Origin of the sequence: Nocardioides nitrophenolicus (assembly GCF_016907515.1) — a bacterium.
GTDB lineage: Bacteria > Actinomycetota > Actinomycetes > Propionibacteriales > Nocardioidaceae > Nocardioides > Nocardioides nitrophenolicus.
Map to the genome: position 1 here is coordinate 3599960 of NZ_JAFBBY010000001.1, position 17526 is coordinate 3617485.

General features: G+C 72.0%; 16 protein-coding genes. 9 read left to right on the plus strand and 7 right to left on the minus strand.

Annotated elements, in window-relative coordinates; genetic code table 11:
- Positions 1-48: 48 nt before the first annotated feature.
- The 4 genes from JOD66_RS17575 to kynA are packed head-to-tail and all read right to left on the minus strand — an operon-like array spanning position 49 to position 4402.
- Positions 49-1404: an FAD-dependent oxidoreductase gene (locus JOD66_RS17575; RefSeq protein ID WP_204838128.1), complete on the minus strand. Its 1356-nt coding sequence runs from the start codon at positions 1402-1404 to the stop codon at positions 49-51.
- Positions 1397-2692 (minus strand): kynureninase, encoded by a 1296-nt coding sequence (gene kynU, locus JOD66_RS17580; protein WP_204838129.1) that lies wholly within the window; start codon positions 2690-2692, stop codon positions 1397-1399. Before kynU ends, JOD66_RS17575 begins: the two co-directional genes overlap by 8 nt.
- Positions 2689-3537 (minus strand): PaaX family transcriptional regulator, encoded by an 849-nt coding sequence (locus tag JOD66_RS17585; RefSeq protein ID WP_204838130.1) that lies wholly within the window; start codon positions 3535-3537, stop codon positions 2689-2691. Before JOD66_RS17585 ends, kynU begins: the two co-directional genes overlap by 4 nt.
- Before the next feature lie 7 nt (positions 3538-3544).
- Positions 3545-4402, minus strand: coding sequence for a tryptophan 2,3-dioxygenase (gene kynA / locus JOD66_RS17590; RefSeq protein ID WP_204838131.1), 858 nt, complete (start codon positions 4400-4402; stop codon positions 3545-3547).
- A 128-nt stretch (positions 4403-4530) separates the two neighbouring features.
- On the opposite strand from kynA, the gene JOD66_RS17595 reads away from it, so the two are divergent.
- The 7 genes from JOD66_RS17595 to JOD66_RS17625 all read left to right on the plus strand — a co-directional run bounded on the left by JOD66_RS17595 (position 4531) and on the right by JOD66_RS17625 (position 11253).
- Positions 4531-5430 (plus strand): alpha/beta hydrolase family protein, encoded by a 900-nt coding sequence (locus tag JOD66_RS17595; protein WP_204838132.1) that lies wholly within the window; start codon positions 4531-4533, stop codon positions 5428-5430.
- Entirely contained in the window at positions 5430-6908 is a 1479-nt protein-coding gene (locus JOD66_RS17600) for a 2-hydroxymuconic semialdehyde dehydrogenase (RefSeq protein WP_204838133.1), read from the plus strand. The genes JOD66_RS17595 and JOD66_RS17600 overlap by 1 nt, the downstream gene beginning before the upstream one ends.
- A gap of 14 nt (positions 6909-6922) precedes the next feature.
- Positions 6923-7717, plus strand: coding sequence for a 2-keto-4-pentenoate hydratase (locus tag JOD66_RS17605; protein WP_204838134.1), 795 nt, complete (start codon positions 6923-6925; stop codon positions 7715-7717).
- Positions 7710-8165, plus strand: a complete 456-nt coding sequence (locus JOD66_RS17610) for a RidA family protein (protein ID WP_204838135.1) — start codon at positions 7710-7712, stop codon at positions 8163-8165. The genes JOD66_RS17605 and JOD66_RS17610 overlap by 8 nt, the downstream gene beginning before the upstream one ends.
- A complete protein-coding gene (locus tag JOD66_RS17615; protein WP_204838136.1) occupies positions 8162-8689 on the plus strand; it encodes a 3-hydroxyanthranilate 3,4-dioxygenase in 528 nt (175 codons plus the stop codon). Before JOD66_RS17610 ends, JOD66_RS17615 begins: the two co-directional genes overlap by 4 nt.
- Positions 8690-8694: 5 nt before the next feature.
- Positions 8695-9687, plus strand: coding sequence for an amidohydrolase family protein (locus tag JOD66_RS17620; RefSeq protein WP_204838137.1), 993 nt, complete (start codon positions 8695-8697; stop codon positions 9685-9687).
- A 336-nt stretch (positions 9688-10023) separates the two neighbouring features.
- Positions 10024-11253 carry an IS256 family transposase gene (locus tag JOD66_RS17625; RefSeq protein WP_204838074.1) on the plus strand — a complete coding sequence of 410 codons (1230 nt, stop codon included), beginning with the start codon at positions 10024-10026 and terminating at the stop codon, positions 11251-11253.
- A gap of 427 nt (positions 11254-11680) precedes the next feature.
- Here the strand turns inward: JOD66_RS17625 and JOD66_RS17630 are convergent, their stop codons facing one another.
- Genes JOD66_RS17630 through JOD66_RS17640 form a run of 3 tightly spaced genes read right to left on the minus strand, consistent with a single transcriptional unit; the run spans position 11681 to position 14012 of the window.
- Positions 11681-12010 (minus strand): TIGR04076 family protein, encoded by a 330-nt coding sequence (locus tag JOD66_RS17630; RefSeq protein WP_204838138.1) that lies wholly within the window; start codon positions 12008-12010, stop codon positions 11681-11683.
- On the minus strand, positions 12007-13245 hold the full coding sequence (locus JOD66_RS17635; protein ID WP_204838139.1) for an amidohydrolase family protein: 1239 nt from the start codon (positions 13243-13245) through the stop codon (positions 12007-12009). Before JOD66_RS17635 ends, JOD66_RS17630 begins: the two co-directional genes overlap by 4 nt.
- A gap of 47 nt (positions 13246-13292) precedes the next feature.
- On the minus strand, positions 13293-14012 hold the full coding sequence (locus JOD66_RS17640; RefSeq protein WP_204838140.1) for a helix-turn-helix domain-containing protein: 720 nt from the start codon (positions 14010-14012) through the stop codon (positions 13293-13295).
- Positions 14013-14138: 126 nt separating this feature from the next.
- Here JOD66_RS17640 and JOD66_RS17645 point away from each other — a divergent pair, with 126 nt between their 5' ends.
- Both JOD66_RS17645 and JOD66_RS17650 read left to right on the plus strand, forming a co-directional pair.
- Positions 14139-15788 (plus strand): DUF885 domain-containing protein, encoded by a 1650-nt coding sequence (locus JOD66_RS17645; RefSeq protein ID WP_204838141.1) that lies wholly within the window; start codon positions 14139-14141, stop codon positions 15786-15788.
- A gap of 112 nt (positions 15789-15900) precedes the next feature.
- The gene (locus JOD66_RS17650) at positions 15901-17496 is read left to right on the plus strand and encodes an ABC transporter substrate-binding protein (RefSeq protein WP_204838142.1); all 1596 of its coding nucleotides are present in this window, start codon (positions 15901-15903) and stop codon (positions 17494-17496) included.
- Positions 17497-17526: the final 30 nt, after the last annotated feature.

The following is a 17526-nucleotide window of genomic DNA, read 5'->3' on the forward strand; positions in this document are numbered from 1 at the left end:
GTGCGTTGCCGTGCTCGCTCGGCGAACCGGTCCGCTCTGTCGGCTCGCTCAGCCCCGCCGCAGGAGCCGCCGTACGCCGAGCGCGAGCCCGCCGAGCGCGACCGCCGCCGCCGCGCCCGCGATGGTGTCCTGGCGCCGGATCCGGCCGTTGATCTGGGCGTACGGCGTGGTGGTGAACGAGACCAGCTCGTAGCGCGAGACGTACCGCTCGGGCAGGCGCCGCTCGAGGAAGTGGCGGGTGCTGGTGACGGCCTGGAAGACCTTCGAGTTGACCTTGTCGCTCATCTCGACGAAGTTCTCCAGCGCCATCTCCGCGATCGCGTCGGCGTTGGGCTTGCGGCGCTCCTGGTAGAGCCGGAGCGCGGCGGACCAGTCGCCGGCGCTGTCGGTCAGGCACCGGTCCAGCTCGATGCAGTCCTCGAACGAGCAGTTCGCGCCCTGGCCGAAGAAGGGCACGATCGCGTGGGCGGCGTCGCCGAGGAGGGCCACCCGGTCGCGCACCCAGGGGTAGGCCCGGACGGTGACCAGGGAGCCGACGGGGTTGTGCTGGAAGTCCTCGACCAGCGTGGGCATCAGCGGATGGGCGTCGGGATAGTGGGTGCGGAAGTAGGCGTCGATCTGGTCGGGCCGCTCCAGGGCGGCGAAGCTGTCGGCGCCGGTCTTGGGCCAGAACAGGGTGCAGGTGAAGGACCGGTCCAGGTTCGGCAGGGCGATCATCATCGACGAGCCGCGCGGCCAGATGTGCAGGGAGTGCTCGTCGAGGGCGAAGTCGCCGTCGGCGGTGGGCGGGATGGTGAGCTCCTTGTAGCCGTGGGGCAGGAAGCTCTGGCTGAAGTCGAAGCCCTCCGCGAACTGGATCGCCCGGCGTACGGCGCTGTACGCGCCGTCGCTGCCGATCACGATGTCGGCCGTGGCGGTGACCTCCCCGTCGTCGGTGCCCAGCACGAGGTCGCCGGTGCGCGCGTCGAGGGTGCGCAGCTGGTGGCCGAAGTGGAGGGTGACGCCTGGCGTCTGCTCCGCGCAGTCCAGCAGCGAGGCGTTGAGGCCGGAGCGGCTGATCGAGTTGATCGCGCGGGTGCCGTCGGCGCTGTAGGACTGGTAGCCCACCTTGCCGTCGGTGCCGTGCAGGGTGCGTCCGTGCATGGGGAGCGCCGCCGCGAGGGCCTGCTCGTCCAGCCCGACCCGGGACAGGGCGTCGAGGCCGCGGGCGGAGATGGCCAGGTTGATCGAGCGGCCGCGCTCGGCGCCGACGAGTCGGGGGTCGGAGCGGCGCTCGTAGAGGTCGACCTCGAGGCCGCGGCGCGCGAGCAGCACGGCCATCAGGCAGCCCGCGAGCCCGGCGCCGACCACCGCGACGCGGCGGACCGGCTGGCCGCCGATGCCGGTGAAGACTTCCTCAGCCATGGCTGCGCACCACCTCGACCAGGGCCCGCGCGGCGCGCCAGGCATCGTGGAAGGTGCAGTACATCGGCACCGGTGCCAGCCGGATCACGTCGGGCTGGCGCGCGTCCGCGATCACGCCGTGCTCGTGGCGCAGCCAGCGCGCGACGTCGTTGGCCGCGAGCCCGCCGCCGATCCGGACGGACAGCTGGGTGCCGCGCCGGTCGGGGTCCGTGGGGGTGATGACCTGCAGGGGGAGCTCGCCGATCTGCGCGTCGAGCATCTCCGCGAGGTAGCCGGTCAGTCGCCGGCTCTTGGCGCGCAGCGTGGCCATCCCGCTCTCGTCGAACATCCGCAGCGAGGCCAGCACGGGCGCCATCGCCAGGATGGGCGGGTTGGAGAGCTGCCAGCTGTCGGCGCTGTCGACCGGCTCGACGACCGGGTGCATCTGGAACCGGGTCTCGTAGCGGGTGCTCCACCAGCCCTGCAGCTTGGGCAGCGACCGGTCGGCGAGGTGGCGCTCGTGGACGAAGCAGCCGGCGAGCGCGCCCGGGCCGGCGTTGAGGTACTTGTAGGTGCACCACGCCGCCCAGTCGACGCCCCACTCGTGCAGTGCGAGCTCGACGTTCCCGGCGGCGTGGGCCAGGTCCCAGCCGACCACGATCCCCGCCTCGCGGGCGGCCGTGGTGATGGCCGGGATGTCCATCAGCTCACCGGTCAGGTAGTTGACGCCGCCGAGCATGAGCATCGCGACCCGGTGCCCCTCCTCGGCCAGGAAGGCCACCACGTCCTCGGTGCGCAGCACGTCCTCGCCGGCACGCGGACGCAGCCGGATCACCGCGGTGTCGGGGTCGTAGCCGTGGAAGGCCGCCTGGCTGCGGGCGGCGTACGAGTCGGAGGGGAAGGCCGAGTCCTCGATCACGATGGCGTGCCGCTCGGCGGTGGGCCGGTAGAAGCTGACCATCATCAGGTGCAGGTTGACCGTCAGCGAGTTCATCACCACGACCTCGCGGGGCAGCGCACCGACCAGGCGGGCGGCCGGCTCGCGCAGGAACTCGTGGTACGGCGCCCACGGGCGCTCGGCCTCGAGGTGGCCCTCGACGCCCAGGCGGGCCCACTCGGCCAGCTCCTCGTCGAGGATGGTGCGGACCGAGCGCGGCTGCAGGCCCAGCGAGTTGCCCGCCAGGTAGGCGACCTCGGGGTGGTCGCCGGCCTCGGCGGCCAGCAGGTGGAACTCGTCGCGGCGGCTCGGCACCGGGTCCGCGGCTTCCAGGTCGCGTGCGCGCTGCTCGGAGATGTCGGGTGTGGTCACGGAGTGGTTCCTGTCCTTGAGGCGATGGTTGCGTCCACGTGCCGGGCGGCCGGCCCGGACAGCAGGGACTGGAGTCGGAGGAAGAGCTCGACGCCGCGATGGCCGTTCCAGTCGGGCGGGGTCAGCGCGGCCGGCAGGCCGGGGTCGAGATAGGGGAGGGCGCGCCAGTCGTCGACCAGGCGCAGGTGCTCGTCGAACGCCCTCTTGTCCGTGCCGTCCCACGCACGCTCGGTGTCGCGATGGGCCTCGAGGAACGCGGCATAGCGCTCGGTCAGGTCCGCGAAGTCCCACCATTCGGCGACGGCGGCGGCCAGGCCCCCGGGCGGGTGCAGGTCGACGATTCGGGCAAGGGTGACGTAGTCGCGCAGGCCGCGCTGCTCGAGGAGGCCGGTGGCCTCGTCGAAGAGGTGGCCGGGGCCGACCCAGGTGCCGGGTGTGATCGTCCCGCAGCCCAGCCAGGTCAGCAGCTGACGCAGCTGGTGGCGCAGGTGGCGCTCGGCGTCGGGGATCGAGAACACCGCGAGCAGCCAGCCCTCCCGCTCGGGGTCGAGTCGGTGGTGGTGGAAGATCCGGCGGTCGCCGCGTTCGAGCATCGGGACCGCCGCGGCGCTCAGCCGGTAGCCGGGACGGCCGTCCCGGACCTGCGGCTCGACCAGGCCCTTGGACTTCAGCCGGGAGAGCGCCGAGCGGGTCCCGCCGGGGTTGCCGCCGATGGTGCACAGGTCGACCAGGTCGGCGACCGAGATCCAGCCCCCGATCCGGCGCAGGTGCAGGCCGATGAAGGTGCGGAGCACCGAGCTGGCGCTGTGGGGCCGGACGGAGAGGTCGTCCAGCTCCTCGGTCACCATCGGCTCAGCTCCCGATCTCGGTGCGCACGGCGTACAGCTCGGGGAAGAAGGTGAGGTCGAGCGCCCGGCGCAGGAAGGCGCCGCCGCTGGAGCCACCGGTGCCGCGCTTGAAGCCGATGGTGCGCTCGACGGTCTTGAGGTGCCGGAACCGCCACAGCTGGAAGTTCTCCTCCACGTCGACCAGCTCCTCGCACGCCTCGTACGCCGACCAGTAGTGGGTGGCGTCCTCGTAGATGTGCTTGAAGACCTCGACCAGGGCGGGGGTGAAGGTGTGCGCCCGGGTGACGTCGCGGTGCAGGATCTCGTCGGGGATCGGGTGGCCCTGGCGCGCGAGGTAGCGCAGGAACTCGTCGTAGATGCTCGGCGCCTCCAGGATCTCCTCGAGCATCCGCCGGACCTCGGGATCGTGGTCGAAGACCGCCAGCATCGCGGCGTTCTTGTTGCCGAGGCAGAACTCCACGGCGCGGTACTGCCAGGACTGGAAGCCCGAGGAGCTGCCCAGGAAGCCGCGGAACTCGGCGTACTCCGTGGGGGTGAGGGTGGCCAGCACCGACCACTGCTCGGTCAGCTGCTTCTGGACGTGCTTGACCCGCGCGAGCTGCTTGAGCGCGGGCGGCAGCTCGTCGGCGGCCAGGTGCCGCTGGGCCGAGCGGAGCTCGTGGAGCATCAGCTTCAGCCACAGCTCGGAGGTCTGGTGCTGCACGATGAACAGCAGCTCGTCGTGGTGCTCGGGCACGCTGACCGGGACCTGGGCGGAGAGCAGCTGGTCGAGCCTGAGATAGCTGCCGTAGCTCATCGTGTCGCGGAGGTCGGTGACGATGCCCTGCTCGACTTCGCGGGTGTTGTCGTTGCTCTCGGTCATCGGCGCTCCTGGGACGAGGGGGTGGTCGGGCTGCTCGGCGCGCGGTCCGCTGGTCGCTGAGGCTATTGCATTTTCCCAACCGAGGTCACGATACTAAGACATGTGATCGCCGATCTGAAGGACGAATGATGACCACCTCAGCCGACCCGACCACCAGCGCGACGTACCTGAACCCCACCGCCCAGGACATGGTGGAGTGGCTGCCGGCGACCGTCGCCGACCACCGGATCCGGTACGGCGAGGACGCCCAGCAGTTCGGTGACCTGCGGCTCCCGTCGACCCCGGCGCCCGCGGCCGGTCACCCGGTGATCGTGGTGATCCACGGCGGTGGCTACTCCCCCAACTGGCCGCACGACCACTGCGCGCCGATCGCCGAGGACCTGACGGCCGCGGGAGCGGCGACCTGGACCATCGAGTACCGCAAGCCGGGCCAGAGCGGTGGCGGCTGGCCCGGCACCTGGCTCGACATCGCGGCCGCCTTCGACCACCTGCGGGTGATCGCGGAGCAGCACCCGCTCGACCTCGCCCGGGTCGTCGTCGTCGGCCACTCGGCGGGCGGCACCTTCGGCAGCTGGGCGGCCGGGCGGGCCACGATCCCCGCCGGCAGCGAGGTCCACGTCGCCGATCCGCTCCCGCTGAGCGGCGTGGTGACCCTGGCCGGCATGCTCGACCTCCAGGCCTTCCTGGAGGAGGAGCCGGAGCCGTCGATCCACGTCCGCCGGCTCGTCGGCGCCGAGGGAGCGGACGACGCCGCGGCCTGGAAGGACCGGCTGGCGGAGATCTCGCCCAGCGTCCGGGGTGGCGCGGTCTCGGTGCCGCAGGCACTGGTCATCGGCAGCCTCGACGACCCGGGCATGATCGAGCAGTCCCGCGCCTACGTCGCCGAGGCCGAGGCCGCGGGCCGCCCGGTCACCTTCGACCTCCTCGAGGGGGCCAACCACTTCGACATGGTCGACACCCGCGGCGGCGCCTGGCCGCTCATCGCCGCCCATGCCCTGAGCCTGGCCGGGATCGAGGTGTCCGCGTGATGACCGGCGAGCAGAGCCGTGACGTGACGCGGCTGCCCTGCTGGGTCGGCGGGCGCGAGGTCACCGACGGCCCGAGCTTCGACAAGATCAGCCCGGTCGACGGCTCCCTCGTGGCCACCGTGACCGAGGCGGGCCAGGAGACGGTCGACGCCGCCGTCGCCGCCGCACGACGGGCGCTCGACGCGGGCTGGGCGACCAGCCCGGTCGGGCAGCGCGGCGCGCTGCTGCGCCGCATCGCCGACCGCATCGACGAGCGCTTCGACGACCTGGTGGCCGCCGAGATGCGCGACACCGGCAAGCCGCTGTCGCTCGTCCGCGAGCTCGACGTCGCCCGGGCCGCGATGAACTTCCGCTCCTTCGCCGACACGATCGCGGCGGAGGGGATGGACTCCTATCTCACCGATCTCGCCGACGGCCGCAAGGCCCTCAACTACGCCGTCAGCAAGCCCGTGGGCGTGGTCGCGGTGATCGTGCCGTGGAACCTGCCCCTGCTGCTGCTGACCTGGAAGGTCGCGCCCGCGCTGGCGTGCGGCAACGCGGTCGTGGTCAAGCCGTCGGAGGAGACGCCGTCCTCGGCGACCCTGCTCGCCGAGATCATGGCCGAGGCCGGCGTGCCCGACGGCGTCTACAACGTGGTCCACGGCTTCGGTCCCGGCTCGGCCGGCGAGCTGATCACGACCCATCGCGGCATCGACGCGGTGACCTTCACCGGGGAGACCTCGACCGGCTCGGCGATCATGCGCGCGGTCGCGCCCCGCGTGCGGCCGGTGTCCTTCGAGCTCGGTGGCAAGAACCCGGCGGTCGTCTTCGCCGACACCGACCTCGAGCGCACCCTCGACGGGCTGGCCCGCTCGACCTTCCTCAACACCGGCCAGGTGTGTCTCGCCACCGAGCGGATCTACGTCGAGCGCCCGATCTTCGACGACGTCGCCGCCGGCCTCGCCGAGCGCGCGCGGAAGCTGCGGCTCGGACGCCCGGAGGACCCGGCGACCACCACCGGCCCGCTGATCTCCGTCGGGCACCGGACCAAGGTCCGGTCCTATCTCGACCTCGCCGTCGCCGAGGGGGCCGAGGTCCTGACCGGCGGCGGCGTGCCCGACCTGGGCGCCGACCTCGACGGCGGGGCGTGGATCGAGCCGACGCTGTGGACCGGCCTCGACAACACCCACCGCACCGTGCGCGAGGAGATCTTCGGGCCGGTCGCCGCGCTCATCCCGTTCGACGACGAGGAGGAGGCCGTGCGGCTGGCCAACGACACCGACTACGGCCTGGCGGCGGCGGTGTGGACCCAGAACCTCGAGCGCGGGCACCGGGTCGCGCAGCGGATGCGGGTCGGCATGGCGTGGGTCAACACCTGGTACCTGCGCGACCTGCGCTCGCCCTTCGGCGGCACCGGCCTGTCCGGCATCGGCCGCGAGGGCGGCCGGCACTCGCTGCACTTCTACTCCGAGCCCACCAACGTCTGCATCCAGCTGTGACCGGGAGGAAACCCTTGCCTGACATCGAAGCGCTCGCGCGCGAGCTCGACGAGGCGGTGCGCACCGCCACCGCCGTGCGCCAGCTCAGCGCCGAGGTCGAGCTCACCCTGGAGCAGGCGTACGCCGTCCAGGCGGCCGGCGTACGGCTCCGGGAGGCCCGCGGCGACGCGGTCGTCGGCGCCAAGCTGGGCTTCACCTCGCGCGCCAAGGCCGAGCAGATGGGCGTCTCCGACGTGATCATCGGCGTGCTCCACGCCGGCATGCAGGTCCCCGACGGCGGCCGCGTCGACCTCGCCGCGGGCGTCCATCCCCGGGTCGAGCCCGAGGTGGCCTTCCGGCTCGGCGCCGCGGTCGACCCGCTCGACGACGACGCCGACATCCTCGCCGCGACCGTCTCCGTCGCGCCGGCGCTGGAGATCATCGACAGCCGCTACCGCGACTTCAGGTTCAGCCTCACCGACGTCGTCGCCGACAACACCTCGGCGTCGAGCTTCGTGATCGGGCCGTGGCGCCCCTTCGCAGAGGCGCGGGCCGAGCTGGACCTCGCGGCGCTCGACGTGACCTTGACCGTCGACGGCGAGCAGGTCGCCCAGGGCAGCAGCGCCGACATCCTCGGCGACCCGGTGCTCGCGCTGGCCGCGGTCAAGCGGATGGCGCGCGAGCACGGTCTCGCGCTGCCCGCGGGCTCGATCATCCTGGCCGGCGCGGCCACGGCCGCCGTCGCGCTCACGCCCGGCGTCACCGTGGAGGCCGTGGTCGGCGGGCTCGGACCGGTCCGGGTGACGACCTCGGGCGGCGACGATGACTGAGCCGGACCGCCGCGACGCCCGGGTGGTCGCCGGCAAGGCCACGCCGCGCGGTCGCTTCCCCCACGTCAAGGTGGTGGGCGACACGGCGTACGTGTCGGGCACCAGCAGCCGGCGTCCCGACAACACCTTCGCCGGGGTCGCGGTCGACGCGATGGGCGTCACCGACCTCGACATCCGGGCGCAGACCCGGGCCGTCATCGACAACATCGGCGACATCCTCGCCGACGTCGGCGGCAGCCTCGCCGACCTGGTCCAGGTGACGACGTACCTGGTCAACATGAACGACTTCGGCGGCTACAACGAGGTCTGGGCCGAGTACTTCGACGAGGACGGACCGGCCCGCACCACCGTCGCGGTCCACCAGCTTCCCCATCCCCACCTACTCATCGAGATCCAGGCGGTCGCCCGGTTGGCGGCCCGCCCCGCACCCCAGGAGGAAAGCCGATGACCACCATCCCGCCCGTCGTGAACTTCGAGGCCTGGATCGCCGAGCACGAGCACCTGCTCAAGCCCCCGGTCAACAACAAGCAGATGTGGGTGCCGATGGGCGACTTCATCGTCCAGGTCGTCGGCGGCCCCAACCAGCGCACCGACTTCCACCTCGACCCCTACGAGGAGTGGTTCTACCAGTACCGGGGCGCGATGCACGTCGACCTGATGACCGACGACGGGCCGCAGCGGGTCGACATCCGCGAGGGCGAGATGTGGATGCTGCCGCGCGACACCTACCACTCGCCGCAGCGCCCCGAGGCCGGCTCGATCGGCATCGTGATCGAGCGGATCCGCGAGGAGGGCACCCTCGAGAACTTCGCGTGGTTCTGCCTGGAGTGCCACACCAAGGTGCACGAGGTCCAGCTCCAGGTCCGCGACATCGTCGAGGACCTGCCGCCCGTCTTCTCCCAGTTCTACGCCTCGTCCGACGCGGAGCGGACCTGCCCCAACTGTGGGGCCGTCCACCCCGGCAAGGGCTGAGCGGCGTGGGGACGATCGACGTCCACACCCACTCGGTGCCGCGGGGCTGGCCCGACCTCGGTGCGGGCTTCCCGTGGCTGCGGGTGGATTCCGAGCGGGAGGCGGTGATCATGGTCGGCTCCCGCGAGTTCCGCCGGGTCCAGTCGGACTGCTGGGACGCCGAGGTGCGGCTGCGCGACATGGACGCCGACGGCGTGGACATCCAGGTCGTCTCGCCCACCCCGGTCTTCTTCGGGTACGACGCCCCGGCGGGCGAGGCCGAGCGGATCTCCCGGGTCTTCAACGACCTCGCGCTCGAGGTGTGCGCCCCGGCCGGTGACCGACTCATCCCGTTCTGCCAGGTGCCGCTGCAGGACACCGACGCGGCCTGTCGCGAGCTGGAGCGCGCCGTCGCCGCCGGCCACCGCGGCGTCGAGATCGGCAACCACGTGGGGGACCGCGACCTCGACGACGCGGGCATCGTCACCTTCCTGCAGCACGCCGCCGCGCTCGACGTACCCGTGTTCGTGCACCCGTGGGACCTGCCCGGCTCGCCCCGGTTGAACCGGTGGATGGCGCAGTGGCTGACCGGCATGCCGGCCGAGACCCACCTCTCCATCCTCGCGATGATCCTCGGCGGCACCTTCGACCAGGTGCCGGACTCGCTGCGGATCTGCTTCGCCCACGGCGGCGGCTCCTTCGCCTTCTGGCTCGGGCGGGTCGAGAACGCCTGGCACCGCCGCTCCGACATCATCGCCACCTCGGAGCAGCCGCCGTCGGCGTACGTCGGGCGGTTCAGCGTCGACTCCGTGGTCTTCGAGCCGGCCGCGCTGCGGCTGCTGGTCGACACCCTCGGCGCCGAGCAGGTCATGGTCGGCAGCGACTACCCGTACCCGCTGGGCGAGCGGCCGGTGGCCGACGTCGTACGGCGGGCGGACTTCCTCGACGACGCCGCCCGCGAGCTGATCCTGCGCGGCAACGCGCTCCGGTTCCTCGGGGAGGCGGGCGCGCGCGCGTGACCTGGTCGGTCGTGGCGGGGGCGCGCGTGTGACCTGGTCGGTCGTGGCGGGGGGGCGCTGCCGGCCGACCAGACCACCGGCGGCACCGGCCGGGCCCGGCAGTCCGCGGGCGTCCTGATCGTTTCGGCCCCACCGGACGGCGTACTGCAGGCGAGGGTTCGTGGCTTCGATCGGTGGGGGCGGGTCGGTTCGGCGCTGTAACACGCAGTTCCGCTGCGTAAGAGTCCCTGGGAGTGGTGGGGTTTGAGGGACCACGGCGGGGCTGTCTGACGTAGGCGGCCATCGGCGGGATCTTCGGTGTGTAACGGCTAAGCACGCACTGAAGGAGAACCACCGATGGCCTTGCCCCAGTCTGCCCTGTCCGAGCTCCTCGAGGCGTTCCGCACCGGCGACGGCGTGGACCTGATCCGTGAGTCGGTCCGCGTCGCGCTGCAGGAACTGATCGAGATCGAGGCAACCGAACGCATCGGCGCCGCACCCTACGAACGCACGCCTGAGCGTGTCACTGATCGCAACGGCCACCGGCCACGGATGCTGACCACCAAGGCCGGCGACGTCGAGCTGCGTATCCCCAAACTGCGCAAGGGCTCTTTCCTGCCCGTGATCCTCGAACCCCGCCGGCGCATCGACCAGGCCCTGTACGCGGTCGTGATGGAGGCCTACGTCCACGGCGTCAGCACGAGGAGCGTCGACGACCTGGTCGAAGCGATGGGCTCCGATTCGGGGATCTCCAAATCGGAGGTATCTCGGATCTGCGCCGGGCTGGACGAGCAGGTCGGCGCGTTCCGGACCCGGCCGCTGGACCACATCGAGTTCCCCTACGTCTACCTGGACGCGACCTACCTCAACGTCCGCAACACCACCTCCCAAGTGGTGTCCATGGCGGTGGTGGTCGCCACCGGGATCGCCGCTGACGGCTCACGCGAGGTTCTCGGCCTTGATGTCGGCGATAGCGAGGACGAGACGTTCTGGCGCGGGTTCCTGACCAGCCTCAAGCAACGCGGCCTGCACGGCGTGCGGCTGGTCATCAGTGACCAGCACGCCGGCCTGGTCAAGGCACTCAAGCGGTCGTTCCAAGGCGCCGGCCACCAACGCTGCCGGGTGCACTTCGCACGCAACCTGCTGGCCCACGTGCCCAAGTCACACGTCGACATGGTCGCCGCGGTGTTCCGCACCGCGTTCGCGCAACCCGATGCTGACGCGGTCGCCACCGCGTGGGACGAGGTCCGTGACCAGCTCGCGAAGTCGTTCCCCAAGATCGGGCCGTTGATGGACGAGGCCAAGCCGGAAGTCCTCGCCTTCGCCACGTTCCCGCGCGCGCACTGGCAGAAGATCTGGTCGACCAATCCACTCGAGCGGGTCAATAAGGAGATCAAGCGCCGCGCCCGCGTGGTCGGGATCTTCCCCAACCCCGCCGCGGTGATCAGGCTCGTCGGAGCGGTCCTGGCCGACATGCACGACGAGTGGCAAGCCGGCGATCGGCGCTACCTGTCCGAAGGATCCATGGCGCTGCTCTACCCCGACAGCGATACTGGACCCATCGCCGCGATCGATAGCGGCGAGTAGGCACCGAGGATCACCTCAAAGCCCACCACCCCGCGGGGCTCTGTCGTTCGCTGCTGTTCCGGACCCGAGACGTCGCGAAACGGTGTCTGTGCGGGTCCGGGACATACGACCGAGGTCGGGTGGGCCGGCGGACAACGTGTTACAGCGGTTCCCGCCGCGTCCATCCGGTGGGCGGGTCCGTTCGGCGCTGTAACACGCAGTTCGCCGTTGTTCCGGACCCAGGACGTCGCGAAACGGTGTCTGTGCGGGTCCGGGACATACGACCGAGGTCGGGTAGGGCAGCGGACAACGTGTTACAGCGGCTTCGCGCATGGCCACCGCAGCGACCCGGCCGGCATCGAGGACGAATGAAGAGGTCATCCAGGCCGAGGGCGAGCGGCGCCGGCGTGACCCGGCGGCCCGGGTGTTGCCGGTCCAGAGCGAGGGCTCAGGTCAGGTCGGACGAGCTGAGCTGCTGCAGCCCGATCCGCTCGATGCGCAGCACCAGGCCCTCCTCGGGGTCGGGGCAGCACACGTGGGAGTCGCGCTCGAGCCAGTCGTTGGCGGGCAGCTGCCGCATCTTGGCGGGCAGCAGCGGCAGCACCGACTGGAGGGCGAACATGCACATGTGGCCGCCCTCGGGGATCCGGATCTGCGAGCTGTTGACCACCTCGAAGTAGTCGCCGACCGAGAGCCCGCACACCGACCGGCCCTCGATCCGCTCGACGACCACGCGCAGGTCGTAGAGCTCCATGTCCGGCTGGTCCGCCGTCGTCATGCCGTCACCCCTGCCCGGTCGTCGCGGACGACGTCGCCGCCCTTCATCACCCACCGCAGCGACCGGAACGCGCTGGTCGCCCGGGTCGGGTCGTCGTCCATCGCGATCAGGTCGGCCCACTTGCCGGCCTCGACGGTGCCGATGTCGGCGTCCGCGCCGAGCCAACGGGCCGGCACGATGGTGGCCGCCCGCAGCGCCGCCAGGGGCGCCAGGCCGTGCTCGGCCATGTGCTCGAGCTCGCGGACGGTGCCGGTGGTGCCCTCCGTGGGCCAGAACGGCGGCATGTCGCTGCCGAGCATGATCTCGACGCCGGCGGCCAGCGCCATCCGGTAGCTCTCCACGTGCCGCGGACCGGCCGAGAGCGAGCGCTCCTGCATCCAGGCCGGTACGCCGAGCTGGTCGAAGAAGTCGCCGCAGCGGGTGACGATCAGGGTCGGAACGAGCGCGGTCCCGGCCTGCGCCATCGCCGCCGCGACCTCCTCGGTGAGCTGGTAGCCGTGCTCCACGCAGTCCAGGCCGCGCTCGACGGCGGCCTGGATGACGGGCGCCGGACCGGCGTGCGCGGTGACCTTGCGGCCCCAGGCGTGGGCCGTCTCGATCGCGGCGTCGATCTCGTCGAGGGTCAGCTGGGGCGTGTCGATCTGCTCGTGCTCGCCGGCGATGCCGCCCGAGATCATGATCTTGATCAGGTCGGCTCCGGCCGAGACCTGGGATCGGACGCCGCGCCGGAAGCCGTCCGCGCCGTCGCACTCGAGGGTGTCGGTGCCCTCGTGACCGTGGCCGCCGGTGCAGACCAGCGCGCGTCCGGCGGTGAAGATCCGCGGCCCGGCCACCTGCCCCGCCTCGATGGCTCGTCGGAGGGCGAAGTCGGCGTGGGACTTCTCGGCCACGCACCGCACGGTGGTGACGCCGGCCAGCAGGGTACGCCGGGCGCCCGACGCCATGTGCAGCGCGAGGGCGTGCGGGTTGAGGTCTTTGAGCGCGTCGCCCGCGGGCCCGGGCAGGGACAGCGAGAAGTGGGTGTGCATGTTGAGCAGGCCCGCGGTGACGTACGCGCCGCCGAGGTCCACCCGCCGCGCGCCGGCCGGCGCCTGCGCCGTCACGGCGTCCTCGGGCCCGACGGCCCGGATCCGCCCGTCGCTCACCCACACGGCGTGATCGCGCAGGGGCTGGTCGGCGACGCCGTCGACCACGTGGCAGTGGTGCAGGACGACGTCCTCGGTCGGCTCGGTCACGTTCGTTGTCTCGCTTTCGTGGGGGCGATGCGATGGAGGAGGGCCGGTCAGAACAGCCGCGGGGTCACCACGGAGACGACGACGGCGAGCTCCTCGGCCTCGTTGTTGAGCTCGTGGGGGATGTTGGAGCGCAGGTGCAGGCTGTCGCCCTGGCGCAGCACGTGGCTGGTCCCGTCGACGATGAAGGTCAGCTCACCGGAGATCACGTACGCGAACTCCTCGCCCTCGTGGACCTCGGCGCCCGCGCGCCGACCACCCGGCTCGATGGTCACCAGCATCGGCTCCAGGGTGAGCCCGGGCGCGCGCTGCGAGAGCAGGCGGTAGGTGCGCAGCCCGCTGACGAACTGCGACGAGTGCTCGCCGCTGCCGCGGGTGAGCGTGAAGTACGGCCCGGGGGAGGCGGCGGGCGAGGTGGCGTCGGCGGGGACCGCGGCGAGCGGGGCGGCCGGCGGCGCTGGAGTGGCGGGGGCTGCGGCGGCGGCCGGGGCGGTGGCCGGCGACTCGGCGGCCGGGCCGTCCTCGAAGAACGCGGTGATCGGGTGCCCGAGGTCGTCGGCGAGGTCGCGCAGCGTGGTGAGGCTGATCGAGGTGAGCCCCCGCTCCAGCTGGGACAGGAAGCCGACCGACAGGCCGCTGCGGGCGGCCAGGGCGCGCAGGGTGAGCCCCTGCTGGGTGCGGAAGGCGCGCACATGTCGGCCGATCACGGCGGACAGGTCGGCCGGCGCCGCCGGCTCCGGCGCGCTGTCGATGCGGGTGCGCTCGACCATCGGGTGCTCCGTTCGCCCTCGTTGTCTCAGAACTTCTTGGGACCATCAAACTCTTGTTTGATGGTACTGTACTTGTTACCTGGATCACAGTACTGGATGTGACCCGTCGAGCCGCTGGGAGGTGTCGTGCCGATCAGCGAGGCCGACGAGCCGCACCCGGTCGCGGAGCTCGCCTTCGCGGCCGACCCGATCGCGGCGAGCGAGGCGGGTGACCGGCGCCGCGAGGGGGAGCTGGGCGAGGTCGACCGCGACGCGCTCGCCGACCAGCGGGCCGCGCGGCGGCGACTGCTCGCCGAGGCCGAGCGGGCGGCGCCGCCCGACCCCGGCACCCGGGCCTGGCTGGAGCACCAGGTGCTGCTGGCCGAGCTGCGCCGGGGAGCCGCGACCGACGAGCGGATCCAGGTGGCGTCCCGGGTGCCCTACTGGTACGCCGAGCGGCTCGGCTCGGCGCTGTCGACGGTGATGGTCCCCGGCGACGCGTCCGCCGCGGACGCCCTGCTCTCCCGGCTGCGCCGGATCCCGGGCCACCTCGACGCGGCACGCGCCAACCTGGGTGAGGACGTGCCGCGGGTGTGGGCCGAGATGGGGGAGACCGCCGCCCGGGGGCTGGCGGGCTTCCTCGCGACCGCGGTCCCCGAGTACGCCGTGGGCCTGCCGCCGGCGCTGGCCGGCGACGTCGCCGCGGCCGCCCTGGCCGCGGGGCCCGCGGTCGAGGAGTTCGCCGACTTCTCCGGCGCCCTGGCCGAGCGCGCCACCGGCCGTTGGCAGGCCGGGACGGCGTACGTCGACCTGCTGCTGCGCGAGGTCCACCATCTCGACCTCGACGCCGCGCAGCTGATGGCCCTGGGCCGCGAGCGGGTGGACTCCGACGAGGCGGCCCTGGTGGCGTTCGCCGCGGCCCGGGACCCGCGCCGCGACTGGCGCGAGCAGATCGAGGCGATCAAGGACGACCACCCCGAGTCGGCGGGGCTCCTCGACGCCTATGGCGCCGCGACGCGCGCGGTGCGGCGGCACACCGCCGAGGCGGGCCTGCTCAGCCTCCCGGAGGGCGAGGAGTGCGTGCTGGACTGGGTCCCGGCATACCGCCGCGAGAGCCTGCCGCTCGGCGAGATGGCGCCGAGCGCGCCGTACTCCGCCGGCCTGCGCAGCGAGTTCCGGATCACGCCGACCGACCCGCGCCTCTCGGCGGAGCGACGCCGCGGGCACGCGCGCGAGAACAGCCACGTCTTCATCGCCTCGATCGCCGGGCACGAGACCTATCCGGGCCACCACCTCCAGGCGGTCCACCACAAGCTCGGCACCGAGCGTGGCTCGGTGCTGCGCTTCGTGCAGTCGCCGCAGTTCGTCGAGGGCTGGGGCCTGTACGTCGAGGACCTGCTCGAGGAGTCGGGCTTCATGGCCGACGACGGGGTGCGGCTGTTCAAGCGGCGCAACGCGCTGTGGCGAGCGCTGCGGATCGTCATCGACGTCGGGCTGCACACCGGGACCCTGAGCGAGCCGGAGGCGGTGGCGCTGCTGGTCGAGCGGGCCGGCATGGAGCAGCACCTGGCCGCCGGGGAGGTGCGCCGCTACCTGCGCCACGACAACCCGACCTATCCCTCGAGCTATGTCCTGGGCCGCGACGCGCTGCACGCCGTCCGGGCCGAGGCGCGGGCGCGGGCCGGGGGCGGGTTCCGGCTGCAGGCCTTCCACGACGAGCTGCTCTCCCACGGCTCGCCGCCCGTCGCCCTGCTGGCCGCGGTCATGCGCGCCGCAGGTGGACCGTCTGCACGGTGAGAACCATTGACGTGAGACGAATCACGGTGTTTAGTGACGCAAAAGTCTGTTCACTGCACCACAACCCGGGCCACGGTGGGCCATGCCCCTCTGCCCAGCTGGGAGGAAGACCATGAAGCGCACGTTCACCCCTCGGCGGCTCATCGGAGCCGTCATCGGGGTCGTCGTGGTCTCGGGCCTGGCGGCCTGCGGAGGCGGCGAGTCCGAGGCGGGCAGCGGTTCGGCCCTGACCGTCAACACCTCGTTCGTCGTGAAGAGCCTGGATCCCGGTGCGGTCTACGAGCCGACGGGCAATGTCGTCGTGCACGCGCTCTACGACACCCTGGTCACCTTCGAGGGCGACGACGTCTCCACGCCCGTCCCGGACCTGGCCGAGTCCTACGAAGCCTCCCCGGACGCGACGACCTTCACCTTCACGCTGGACCAGGACGCGGTCTTCTCCGACGGCAGCCCGGTCACCTCCGCCGACGTGGTCTTCAGCCTCAACCGGCTCAAGAACCTCAAGGGCAGCGCCGCGGCGATCGTCACCAACCTCAGCTTCGAGGCGCCCGACGAGCGCACCGTGGTCGTGACCAGCTCGGTCCCGGACCCGAGCGTGCCCTCGATGCTCACCATGCCGGCGACCGGCATCTTGAACTCCAAGGTGGCCAAGGAGCACGGCGGCGACGACAGCGCCGACGCCGCGAGCACCGACAAGCTGACCAGCTACCTCAACAACACCGCGGCCGGCAGCGGACCGTACGTCATCGAGTCGTTCGACGCCGCCTCCCGGATCGTGCTGTCGGCGAACCCGAAGTACTGGGGCGAGAAGCCGGCGTTCCCGCGGGTGGTGTTCCAGAACATGGACGTGCAGAACCAGAAGCTGACCATGTCGAAGAAGCCGGACGCCTCGGTCGCGATGGACCTGTCGGGCAGCTCGCTCGACGGCCTGCCCGGTGAGCTGCAGCAGACCAGCAGCCCGAACACCTACTACCAGCTGCGCCTGAGCCAGGACCCGTCGGTCAGCAAGGTGACGTCCAACCACGACTTCGTCCAGGCGCTGCGCGCCGCGATGGACTACGACGGCATCGCCGCCATCTTCGGCGAGGGCGGCCAGCCGGCCGCGGGCGACGTGCCGACCGCGTTCGCCGGCGCGCTGCCGGCCTCGGAGGCGCAGAAGCAGGACCTGACCAAGGCCAAGGAGCTGCTGGCCGCATCGGGCGTGGGTGACACCCCGGTCAAGCTGCTCTACCCGGCGCTGACCTTCGGCGGCGTCGACCTCGGCACGATCGCGACCAAGGTCCAGGCCGACGCGGCCAAGGCCGGCATCAAGATCGAGCTGGACCCCGCGCCGATCGCGTCCTTCCTCGAGCAGCGCAAGGGCGGCAAGGTCGCGCTGAGCTTCAGCCCGCAGTCCTTCGACTACCCGGTGGCGACCGTCGAGGTCTCCGACCTGATGCCGGGCGGCGGCGCGGCCGAGGCCGCCGGCTGGACCGAGGAGAACGCCGACCCCGAGACGGTCGCGGCCGCCCAGAAGGCGCTGTCCACCTTCGACCCGGCCGAGCAGGCGACGGCGATCCAGGACTGGCAGCGGCTGATGCTGCAGCACTCGCCGTTCATCACCCTGGCCTACAACTCGGGTGTGGTGGTCGCGAGTCCCGACCTGTCCGACGCGACCTTCACCGCGGCGGGCTGGACCCTGGACGTCGCGGACATCGGGCGCAAGTAGGTGGCAGGCGGACGGGCGGCGCCTCCGAGC